The 11,593-nt window shown below is 37.8% G+C and carries 11 protein-coding genes; 3 read left to right on the plus strand and 8 right to left on the minus strand.

Features of this window, described 5'->3' with window-relative positions; all coding sequences use genetic code 11:
• Positions 1-230 precede the first annotated feature (230 nt).
• Complete coding sequence (locus tag QXQ25_04330; GenBank protein ID MEM0160932.1) at positions 231-1,496, plus strand: TrpB-like pyridoxal phosphate-dependent enzyme; 1,266 nt, start codon at positions 231-233, stop codon at positions 1,494-1,496.
• On the opposite strand, the gene QXQ25_04335 is transcribed toward QXQ25_04330, so the two are convergent.
• Positions 1,486-1,989: a hypothetical protein gene (locus tag QXQ25_04335; protein ID MEM0160933.1), complete on the minus strand. Its 504-nt coding sequence runs from the start codon at positions 1,987-1,989 to the stop codon at positions 1,486-1,488. The two genes, QXQ25_04330 and QXQ25_04335, sit on opposite strands and share 11 nt — an antisense overlap.
• Positions 1,990-2,125: 136 nt before the next feature.
• Here QXQ25_04335 and QXQ25_04340 point away from each other — a divergent pair, with 136 nt between their 5' ends.
• Positions 2,126-2,536, plus strand: coding sequence for a PaaI family thioesterase (locus QXQ25_04340; protein MEM0160934.1), 411 nt, complete (start codon positions 2,126-2,128; stop codon positions 2,534-2,536).
• Positions 2,537-2,541: 5 nt separating this feature from the next.
• Here QXQ25_04340 and QXQ25_04345 read toward each other — a convergent pair whose 3' ends face one another.
• The 7 genes from QXQ25_04345 to QXQ25_04375 all read right to left on the minus strand — a co-directional run bounded on the left by QXQ25_04345 (position 2,542) and on the right by QXQ25_04375 (position 10,550).
• On the minus strand, positions 2,542-3,618 hold the full coding sequence (locus QXQ25_04345; protein ID MEM0160935.1) for an acyl-CoA dehydrogenase family protein: 1,077 nt from the start codon (positions 3,616-3,618) through the stop codon (positions 2,542-2,544).
• A complete protein-coding gene (locus QXQ25_04350) occupies positions 3,608-4,753 on the minus strand; it encodes an acyl-CoA dehydrogenase family protein (GenBank protein ID MEM0160936.1) in 1,146 nt (381 codons plus the stop codon). The genes QXQ25_04345 and QXQ25_04350 overlap by 11 nt, the downstream gene beginning before the upstream one ends.
• Before the next feature lie 5 nt (positions 4,754-4,758).
• On the minus strand, positions 4,759-5,946 hold the full coding sequence (locus QXQ25_04355) for an acetyl-CoA C-acetyltransferase (protein MEM0160937.1): 1,188 nt from the start codon (positions 5,944-5,946) through the stop codon (positions 4,759-4,761).
• Positions 5,947-5,952: 6 nt separating this feature from the next.
• Entirely contained in the window at positions 5,953-7,950 is a 1,998-nt protein-coding gene (locus QXQ25_04360) for a 3-hydroxyacyl-CoA dehydrogenase NAD-binding domain-containing protein (GenBank protein MEM0160938.1), read from the minus strand.
• Positions 7,951-7,964: 14 nt separating this feature from the next.
• Entirely contained in the window at positions 7,965-8,297 is a 333-nt protein-coding gene (locus tag QXQ25_04365) for an SCP2 sterol-binding domain-containing protein (protein MEM0160939.1), read from the minus strand.
• Between the two features lie 86 nt (positions 8,298-8,383).
• A complete protein-coding gene (locus tag QXQ25_04370; GenBank protein ID MEM0160940.1) occupies positions 8,384-9,988 on the minus strand; it encodes a fatty acid--CoA ligase in 1,605 nt (534 codons plus the stop codon).
• Between the two features lie 91 nt (positions 9,989-10,079).
• Positions 10,080-10,550: a peroxiredoxin gene (locus tag QXQ25_04375; GenBank protein ID MEM0160941.1), complete on the minus strand. Its 471-nt coding sequence runs from the start codon at positions 10,548-10,550 to the stop codon at positions 10,080-10,082.
• 289 nt (positions 10,551-10,839) lie between these two features.
• Here QXQ25_04375 and QXQ25_04380 point away from each other — a divergent pair.
• A partial coding sequence (locus tag QXQ25_04380; protein MEM0160942.1) for a respiratory nitrate reductase subunit gamma occupies positions 10,840-11,593 on the plus strand: 754 nt, incomplete at its 3' end.

Here is an 11,593-nt window from a genome sequence, read left to right on the forward strand (position 1 = left end):
TAGTGTGGATTAAACATATTTATTATTTAATGCTATTGATGTTTATCCGTCTAGATTGCAGAAGTATTTGCATTCATTTTTTGATGATTGGATTTAATGCTCTTAAAAATAATATTTTTGTAATTATTAATTGTTCATCGTTATCCGTAGTTCTCCATGAAATTATAAATTAGATGTATTTTTAAATACATTAAACAAACTTTATATACATCAATGTAATAATATATACCATGAAAAACAGAATAGATTTAAGTCAGGATTTGATGCCAGAGTATTGGTATAACATAGTGCCAGAGTTACCGACAGAGCTACCTGCACCAATTGATAAGTCTGGTAAAAGCTTTGAAACTCTAAAAAGTGTATTGCCCGCTAAAGTACTTGCCCACGAATTCTCCAGTGAGACGAAGGTTAGGATCCCGGAAGAGATTCGAGACTTATACTATCAGATTGGCAGACCAACACCGATAATACGGGCTAGAAAGTTTGAAAAATTTTTAGATGCCCCTATCGAAATTTATTTGAAAATGGAGTCATACACGTACAGTGGCTCTCATAAAATTAACAGTGCCATCCCTCAGGTTTATTTTGCGAAAGAAGAGAATTCAGAGTTAGTAACCACTGAAACCGGTGCCGGTCAATGGGGTGCTGCAGTGGCTTTGGCTTCAGCTCTAAGCGATATAAAGGCTGAGATTTTTATGGTTAGAGCATCGTACGAACAGAAAGCTTACAGGAGAACTCTTATGCAGATGTATGGGTCAAAAGTAAATTCAAGTCCTTCCGAGCTAACAGAAATTGGAAAAATGCTATTAAAAAACAAGGAAAATAGGCCTGGAAGCCTTGGTATGGCTATCAGTGAAGCAGTAGAATATGCATTAAAGCATAATGGTAGATATGCAGTAGGAAGTGTAGTCAATGCAGATATATTATACAAAACAATTGCTGGTTTGGAAGCAAAGATTCAGCTTGAGTCTGAAGGTATAGAACCAGATTATATTGTTGGGGTCGTTGGAGGCGGTTCTAACTATTCTGGACTAGCGTTTCCTTTTTATAAAAGCTATAAAAATGCAAAATTTATAGCTGCGGGATCACTTGAAGTGCCAAAAATGACAAAAGGAATATATAAATATGATTATCCGGACACAGGTATGATCTTGCCACTGCTTAAAATGTACAGTATAGGCTCAGATTTTGTTCCTCCTCCCATATATGCTGGTGGCTTGAGATACCATGCTGTAGCTCCTAGCTTGAGTTTGCTTATAAACAATGGGGTAGTTGAAACGAGAGACTATGACCAGGACACATCATTTAGTTATGCCCATCTTTTTACAAAGATAGAAGGATATGTTCCTGCACCTGAAACCGCACATGCGTTGCCGATCATAAAAGAAATTGCAAAGGAGGCTAAAAAAGAGAACCGGAAAAAGAGAATTCTGGTAAGTTTCTCAGGACATGGACTTCTTGACCTGGGAAGTTATGAAACATTATTCAAAAAATAGTAATGCTTTTTATACTCTTTATTTTTTTTAATTCCGGTATCATTTTTGAGGGTATTGGAGACTCTGTTATTATGTATAACTTGGGTTCTTCAAATAGCTCAGTATCATCCACTATCGCCTGCCTTATGCTGATTTTATAGTATGATATAATATTGCTAACTGCTGCGAGAATGCCAGGTTCACGGGCATTGAAAGGAACTATGACCAGTGTACCAAACCCCAGCTCTGATGCCACATCTTTCAAGTTTACAGTGCTTCTCAGCTTTTTGAATATGTTGCTCAATGACTTATCATTTGCAATATTTTCAGCCAGTTTTTTTACAACCCTCTGATCAGTTCCAGAGACCTTTGCAATGGAAGAGTACGGGATCTCAATGTCATTGCAGTAAAATTTTTGGTCTCTGACAGAGATGCCACTTTCTACTATTAATTTAAGAATCTTCTTCTGTGCTGGATATTCTTCAAATTTAATGTTTAAATCATTCAAGAGCATATAAGATTATGTATTCTCATGCTCTTATATAAGGATTTTTAACATTTTAGCAGAGCGTTTAAACGGTTAAATATGCTAATTCATATTCTTTAAAATCTAAAAAACTTATAAATACTTCTTATTTATTTTAATGAGTATGAACGAAAAGATGGAGGCACTTAAAGAACTGATTGTGAATGATAACTTTTTCAAGTATATAGGCGCTAAAGTAGAAAAAATGGAAGAAGGATATTGCAAAATATCTATTGATTTCAAAGACAATCTGACAAGATATGGAAATATACTAAATGGTGGGGTAATCTCCACACTTGCTGATTCTGCCGGAGGATGTGCAGTATTGAGCGTCAATGACGGCAGAGACCAGCTGACTGTGAACCTGAACATTTCATATTTGTCCGCTATAAAATCTGGTCCTGTTGTTGCAGAGGCTACGGTCCTGAGATCCGGAAAAAATATCGTTTACGCAGAAATTGATATATTTGATGGGTCTGGAAAAAAATGCGCAAAAGCTATCGGTACCTGGTTTTTCAGAGAAATAAAAATATAAAAAAATTAAAATTTAGCGCTGGGAATATCCAGCACTAAGTTTGCAAGCTTTATTTTGTCACGCAGAGAATTGGTGGTCAGAACTGAGAGCGCCATGGCATCTCTATAATATTTCTCGATCTGGAAATCTTCAAGATAGCCATATCCTCCATGTACCTGTAGCGCCTGTTTAGTGACCCTTATTACAAAGCTTGTTGTCAGATGCTTTAGCATCAGTTGCTCCTTTTCACTTGGCTCTGACAGAGATAATGTGTCTAGATAATTCTGTAAAGATTTAAGTTCTGCATAATTCTCGCTCATGGCAAACGCAGGAGATTGAAACTCAGCAATCAAAGATTCAAATGCTTTTCTGACCTTTGAATATTCGATAGCCTTGCTAAGCACGTTTTCGCTCATACCCAGAGATATTGCGGATATTGCCAGTGATGCTTCATCAAGCAGCTCTTCTATGACCTTTTTAGATCCGTTTTTAGCAACAATATTTTTTTCTGTGAAACTGCTGTTAAACTCCATTCTGGAAAAATTCAAGCCTCTAAATCCCAGCTTGCTGTTTTCAGAAACTACCTTAAAACCGTTGTCAAGCATCAACAGCATGTGATCAGCACCTGCAACAGTGAATACTATATTACTGTTTGAGTTTATTACATAGTTTCTCGCACCAATAACTTTGTTATTCTTTATTTCAAGCAGTGCCGGTGCCGAATTCTGTAAAACATCTTCCAGTACTATAGCCCCATTAATTTTTCCCGCAGCTATCTTTGGCACATACTCTTCAGCAAGTTCTTTTGAGCTTGATTTCAATAACAGTTTGATTATTAGCGAGTTCTGAATAAGCACATAAAATGCAAGAGATGGAGAATATTTTGCAAGCTCTTCTAGCAGTATAATATAACTGGCCTGGTCCAAATTAGAACCTCCATATTCGAATGGCGCAAGAGCACCCATAAATCCTTTTTCAACCATCTTGTCTATCAGCTCTTTGCTTATTCCTTCTCTTTCCACCTTCAAAGCCACTGGATCTATCTCTTTTTCTGCAAACTCATGTACCAATTTTTTTAACAGTAACTGATCTTCACTGAACATCTGATCCCTCCTTTAACTTATTTTTTATGAGCATCCGCGCTATGACCAATTTTTCAACCTCGCTTGTTCCTTCCCATATGTCAGTAATCTTAGAATCACGATATAAGCGCTCAAGGTCCGTGTTTATTCCCTCAATCCCCATATATTCTAGCACCTTTTCGGTCGCAAATGTGGCCGCTTCTGCAGTATAGTATTTAGCCATGCTCGTTGTGGCCGGGTCAGGATTGAAATTGAACAGATAGCTTGCAGCTTTGTATGTGATCAATCTCGCAGCTTCGATCTTTGTTGCTATTTCTGCAACCAGCATTTCGGTGTTTTCATTGTCTGATACCTTTGATCCAGACCTCTTATTTTTCACTATATAATCCATCAGTCTGTCATATGCACCTTCTGCTATGCCCAGCCCCTGCGCTGCAACATAGATTCTGCTAATGTTGAAAAACGTCATAACATAATAAAATCCTTTGCCTACTTCTCCAATTATATTTTCTTCTGGTATTTCAACATTGTCAAATGTCAACTCTGCAGTGTTCGTAGCCCTCATTCCCATCTTTCCTTTCAGCTGCGATGCAGAAAAGCCAGGCATGCTCGATTCTACTATTATCATCGTCATGCCATGATGTCTCTTTTCAAATGAAGGTGGGGGAGATGTGCGCGTTAATGCATAAAAATGATTTGCTACGGTTCCATTTGTGATAAACATCTTCTCTCCATTCAATATCCATTTTCCATTTTTCTTCTCAAGTTTTGAGGATATTCCAGCAACATCACTTCCTGCACCAGATTCTGTGATTGCAAAGCCGCTGATCTTCTCACCTCTGAGCACCGGCTCTAGATACTTTTTCTTCTGCTCTTCAGAGCCGTAAAACATCAGAACTTCAGATCCAAACGCTGGCACCAAAGATGATAACCCGAGCCCTGGATCCACTCTGCAAAATTCTTCCATGGTAACAAGCATGCCCCATGGATTGTTAATATCTAAAAATCCAGCTTCATATGCTTTCTTTCTTATTTCATCAGGGTACTTTTCATTCTTGTCATAATAAACTTTTTTTTCTGCTGTAAACTCTTTCAATGCAAACTCTCTTGCTTTTTTTCTTACCTTTTCCACATCTTCAGGCAACGTAAAATCCATTTAAATCACACTCTCTCAACGCTCATTGAAAATCCCTGCCCACCACCTACACACAGTGTGGCAATGCCACGCTCTTTTTTCTTATCCTGCAAGGTTCTCGCAAGGGTTCCCAAAATTCTAGTACCTGTAGCACCCAACGGATGCCCGATCGCAGTTGCACCGCCATGTATGTTCACTTTATCTATATCCAATCCCAGCTCTCTTATTGCATAGAGAGAAACTACTGCAAATGCCTCGTTGATCTCCCAGTAATCTATATCAGATGCTTTAAGATTCAGTTTCTTCAACAGCTTCTGACTGGCTGGTACAGGCCCTTTACCCATAACGCTCGGGTCTACACCTGCCCATGCCATGCCCGTGATCTTTGCAAGAGGCTTTAGCCCATATTCTTTGACTTTCTTGTCTGACATCAACATCACCAATGATGCTCCGGCATTGAGCGGAGATGAGTTTCCTGCAGTAATAACGCCATCAGCCTTGAACGCAGGTGGCAGCTTTTTTATTTGCTCGAGAGTAGTGTCTGCCCTTATGGCCATATCGTGGTCTACAACCTTCATAGATCCATTATATTCAACTTCGATAGGCAGTATCTCATCCTTGAACCAGCCCTCATCTAAAGCTTTTGCTGCTAATTGATGACTTCTCACCGCAAATTGATCCATCTGCTCTTTTTTTATGCCGCTTTCTTCAGCCAGTTTTTCAGCGGTCAAGCCCATACTGTATCCTATGTTCATCTGGTATCTTAGATACTCAGGCCTGATCAAAAGTTTGTAGTTTGGATTGATGTGCGGATTATTTGCTAATGGAACATGTGTCATATGCTCCATTCCACCCGCCAAAACTATATCTGATGCGCCGGTCATTATCTCCATAGTGCCAATGCTTGCAGCCATCAAAGATGACGAGCATGCTCGGTCTACCGCCATGGCCGGCACTTCTACTGGTAACTCTGCCAGAAACACTGGATGCCTTCCGCCATATAACCAGTTTTCGTCTGCCTGTAACGCACAGCCAGATATCACATCCCCTATTTCCAGAGGATTTATTCCGGTCCTTTCTATCTCTTTTTTTAATAACATGCCCAGTGCTTCATCCATACGCAGTGTGTTAAAAACATCTTTTTCAGGTTCTGTAGGCCTGGATCTGGAAAACGCAGTTCTCAAATAATCTACTAAATATACATCTGTCATAATTATTAATCACTTCCCTTTAAATTCCGGCTTTTTCTTGGATAACATTGCAGTTATCCCTTCTTTCAAATCTTCGGTGCTGTATACTATGCCCGCAGCAAAAGATTCCATCTCTAGTCCTATATCCATTCCTGCCTCTACACCTTTATTAACAAGCCTCTTTGCCAGTGCTGCCGAGATGGGCGCAGAGGTCATCGCTATCTCTTTTGCATAGTTTAAAGATTCAGTATCTATATCTTTAAATATCTTTGCTACTAACCCTATATCATATGCATCTTTTCCCGTTATTCGCTCTCCTGTAAGAACAAGCTGCAGTGCTTTTGACATGCCTACCAACTTTGCAAGCCTTTGTGAGCCACCCCAAGCAGGTATCAGCCCCAATGTTACCTCTGGCAACCCCAATTTCACATCCTCTGTAGCAACCCTGATATCGCAGGCCATCGACAGCTCTAGACCTCCGCCAAGCGCATAACCTTTTATTGCTGCTATGGTGATTTTTGGGATCTCTGACAGTCTCCTAAATATACGTTCTCCCTTTCTTGAAAATTCTAAAAAATGCTGCGGTGTTGGAAAATATGAGGTTAGCTCTGCGCCCGCTGAAAAAGTAGTGCCCTGCCCTGTGATCAAGATCACATTTACCATGTTATCGTTCCAGAGCATATCAATCGCTTTATTTAAATCGTCAAGTACCTCTTCATTTATAGTATTGTGCTTTGGCCTGTTTATTATAATGCGCACAACCTTCTCTTCAAATCGCTCAATTATCAGTGTGTTTAAAGTCTCAGAGCCCTGCGCTTTTATAGGCTCGATCTTTACCTCTTTCTTCTCTTCTTTTTTTGCTACTTGATATAACCTGCCATCTACCGCTTCTCTCATTTTTCCTTGCTTTAGCGCATCTGCAGGCTCGAATACTTTACAATCATATTGTTTGGCAAGGCTCTCTAGCTTTGCCTTTACTTCCGCATTTGTAAGGCTTTTTGCTATGGTGATTGGCCCGAATGGTCTGTTTAACCCTAATTTTACAGCTGTTTCAATGTCTTGCGGTGTGGCTATCCCTTCTTGCAAAATTTTTAATGCTTCATTTATTTCTATCGAAAACAAATCTATCAATGCCAGTTTCTTGGTGCTCTTGCTGGTATCTATGTGCGGCCTTCCTGCACTCCAGTCATAAAAACCCTTGCCAGTTTTCTTGCCCAACATTTTTTTGTCGACAAGTTCTTTGAAAGTTTTGCATTTGAGATACTCAGGAGAAAGCTCTTTGCCATAATACTGAAGCGAATCATAAACTATATCAATGCCTACAAAGTCGAGAAGCTCATAAGGACCCATGGGCAATCCCTGCGTTTTGCCAAATGCATCGATTTCTTCAGGACTGGCTACATTATGATCCTGCAACAAACAGAAAAACAGCATGTCAGGCGCATTGATCCTGTTCACTATGAACCCGGGTGAATCTTTGTTAACCCTGACCCCGGTCTTTCCTATTTTTTTAACCAGTTCAGCTACTGTATCCATCGTTGCGTCATCAGTATCATCGCCCCTGATTATTTCGACCAGCTTCATCATAATTGGCGGATTGAAAAAATGTATACCTACTACCCGTTTTGGATCCGATACATTCTTGGCGAGCTCGGTAATTTTTATATTGGATGTGTTAGATCCAAGTATCGCATCTTTTTTGGCAAACTGATCTAACTGCTTGAAAATCTGGTTTTTTAATGATACAATTTCTGGAACTGCTTCGATAACCAGATCTGCATCTTTAACCGCTTTTTCTATTTCTGTGTAACTGCTTATCCTACCTAAAATTTGGTTAGATTGCTCTTCTGTTATATTTCCTTTTTTTACAAATTTCGCAATGCTCTCTGTTATACTGTTAATTGCCTTTTTTAAGGCTTCAGGAGAAATATCCATCATGTTTACTGTATATCCGGCCATGGCAAATACTTCCACTATACCATGCCCCATATCTCCTGATCCGATCACTGCTATCTTTTCTATCGCCATAATTTATCACCTTTTTAACTTACTTTTTTTACGATGTTTATCAGTTTTTGAGATAAGAATATATCTCCTGTAAACTTAATTTTACCTGAAAAAAACGCTTTTGTACCGTCCAGTTTTCCTGATAATATGTCTTGCATCACCTCGTCTGTTGCAATAATAGTAACATTTGGAGTGGCAAATGCTCCCAAATTCAGAGAAAGATCTCCAGATTCCATGATTTGCAAATAGAATTTATCCCCCCCAAGTTCAAATTGCAAAATTTTGGATGCACCTTTTAGTTCACTTTTTACAGAATCACTGGCGTTTGCTCTTTTTACTATGCTTTCTAAAATTTCATAGCTTTTCATATTAAAATTTAATATTCACATATTTAATAAGCTTTTCGGTTTAAAAATAGATAAAATTTTAAAAAAAATAAAGTTTTTTAAAAATTTTATTTATATTGCTTGCGCAGCTCTTTTTTGTCGATCTTGCCAGTGCTTGTTTTTGGCAATTCTTTCATAAATATAACTCTATCTGGCAACCACCATTTTTGTATCCTGCCCACATCAACGTACTTTTCAAGATGTTTGTAAACATCGTCTTCGGTCAAAGTTCCAGAGGCTGTTATGTATGCTACTGGCCTTTCACCCCACTTTTCGTTTGGTATGCCCACAATAGCTACTTCGCCAACACCTTTGCACTCGCTTATGACATTCTCGAGAACGAGCGAAGGTATGAACTCACCACCACTTTTCACTGCATCTTTCTCTCTGTCTACAATATGTATATACCCCATACTGTCTATCTCTGCAAGATCACCTGTGTGAAGCCATCCATCTTTCCACAACTCGCTTGTCTTTTCTGGATCTTTGTAATACTCTGTAGTAAGCCATGGCGCCCTGACCACTATCTCTCCAATGCTCTTATTGTTCCATGGCACCTCTTTGCCACCAGAATCAATAACCTTTATATTGACAAACGGTATCGGTATGCCAGTGCTGATTTTATACTCAAACTTGTCCTCATCTTTCATGTTCTTGATCTTATTGGTAAATAGTGCAATAGAAAGAACAGGACAGGTCTCTGACAATCCGTACCCGCCAATGGTCTCTATTCCATAGCTCTCAGCTTTCTTAGCAAGTCCTTTTGGCGTTGCTGCGCCTCCTATTACTACTTTCCAGCCTTTTAAATATTTTGCATAGCGTTCTATGTCCGGATAACCAAGTATCATGTACAAAATTGAAGGTACCATCAATGTAAGGGTCACATGCTCATTTTTTATCAGCTCCAAAATGTTTTTAACATCGTATCTGCCGGGCAGTACGTATTTATTTCCAGTAATCATCGTTACATACGGCAGTCCCCAAGAATGAACATGAAACATAGGAACTAAGCTCATAAATACGTCTTTATCTGTGACGTATAATGGCTCCATATGCACTGCCATGGCAAGCGCTTCTGCATGCAAAACCAGATTTCTGTGCGTAAATGTAACACCTTTTGGCAATCCTGTGGTACCGGAGGTATAGAATATCGTAGCAGTAGTGTTTTCGTCAAGATCTGGAAATTCATAAGGCTCTGAGGTATCTACTAATTCTTCATAATGATATGACGGAGATAAAATAGTTTTTATATCATCAGTAGTATCAGAATATATAATCCATCCTTTTATAAAATCAAAGAGCTGTATTGCCTTTTCAATAATAGGCACAAATTCATCTCTTATTATCACATACTTGTCTTCAGCATGCTGCATTGTATAAAATATCAGTTCGGGTGGATATCGGATGTTTACAGTGTGCATTACTGCTCCTGTCATTGGTATTGCAAAATAGCTTTCCATATAATGGTTAGTATCCCAGTCAAGAACCGCTATTTTGTCTCCTGGCTTTACACCAATTTTCAATAATGCATTCGCAATTCTGCTCACTCTATCATAAAACTCTTTAAAACTAAACTTTTTCAGGTTTTGATAGACAATTTCTTGGTCTGAAAAATTTCTCAAAGATGAGGGAAATATGTTTTTTATATTCAATTCAAACTTGTATTTTTCCATAATAAATCTTAATGATTTATCTAATATAAAAATATTATTACTAACTTTAGTATCGGTTTTGAAAATGTATCTATAAAATAAAGACAAAAATTTAAAATTTAGACAGCTCTTCCTCTATTTTCTTGTAATCTGGCTCTTTTCCAGGATCTTCACTTATCCATATATATCTTATTATCCCTTTTGCGTCCAAGACAAATATTGATCTTTTTGATGCTTGCAAACCTTTTATTCTTGCAAAATCATGATGCAAGACATCATATTTTTTGCTGACCTCCTTATTGAAATCGCTTAGCAAATCAAAGTTTAGCCTGTTTTCTTTTGCAAATGCAGCCTGAGAAAATGGCGGATCAACACTTATTCCGACAACCTTCGCATTTAGCCTGTTTAAGTTAGATAGCGAATCACGAAAAGTGCAGAGCTCTTTTGTGCAAACAGATGTGAACGCTCCTGGAAAAAATGCAAGCACTGTTTTATTTCCCAAATACTCAGACAACTTACGCATTTTTAAGTTATAGTCTGGCAGCTCAAAGTCCGGTGCTGTGTCTCCTATTTTTAAAACCATAAAAATACACCTCTATTTATTGATAAATATAAGTGATATTTAATTTATTTGTAGCTTCAAAGAGCAATCTCTCATCTCAAAAAAATTGGAAAATACCTCAATTTTAAAATTTAAAAGCATAAACTATTAATATGTTTTTAAACATTAGCACTAAATATAAAAAAAAGGTGTCAAAATCATGATTCCTATAATAAGACATAACCTGATCTATATTGCTTTTCAAGAACTTTTAATTCATTATTCTGAAATGATTGCTGTAATTATTTTATATCTGTTTTGGCTACGTTTAATGTTTAAAAAATTCGATCTCACAATTTCCAGAGCTTGGAACTTTGTAAAACATAATTTCTGGCTCATTATCAAAAGATTGTTTATATTTGCATTTTTACAGAAAAAGTTTATTAAAAATAAGTATGCGGCAATAATGCATTATTTCATTTCTTACGGGCTTTTGCTTCTGACCCTTTCTACTGCCCTCGTATTTTTGGATAATGATATTCTTACACCGTTTCATATCCGCATCTTGGTAGGAAACTTCTATATCGCATTCATGTTATGGTCTGATACTGCTGGCTTAATATTTTTAATAGGGCTATTTATGGCGCTTTATCGTAGAATCAGAAAAAAGGTGTTATTAGAAACTACCTGGGCAAACGATTATGTTATATTGTTGGGATTTTTGTTAATTGTATTTGAAGGCTTTTTTTTAGAGGGATTGAACATATACCTTTCAGGGTTCTGGTTTAATGAATATCGATATATTGGCTCACTTTTTGCAAAAATATACTTGATGGTAGGATTACCTCATGCACAGGGAGTTTTAATATACCAAATCTTGTGGTTTGCACATTTTACAACGGTGTTTATAGGGTTAGCATATCTTCCTTTTTCTAAACTATCACACATAATTTTGTCACCTTCATACGTTGCCACAACCAGAGATAAACCGAGAGGAGAGATGTCCACTCCATTTTTGTTAGAAGAAGTTCTGGCAAAAGGAACCTTTGACATGAAATTCGGGCTGAAAAATAATAAAGAGCTTA

This window comes from Thermoplasmata archaeon (assembly GCA_038729465.1).
Taxonomy (GTDB): Archaea; Thermoplasmatota; Thermoplasmata; order Thermoplasmatales; family ARK-15; genus JAVRLB01.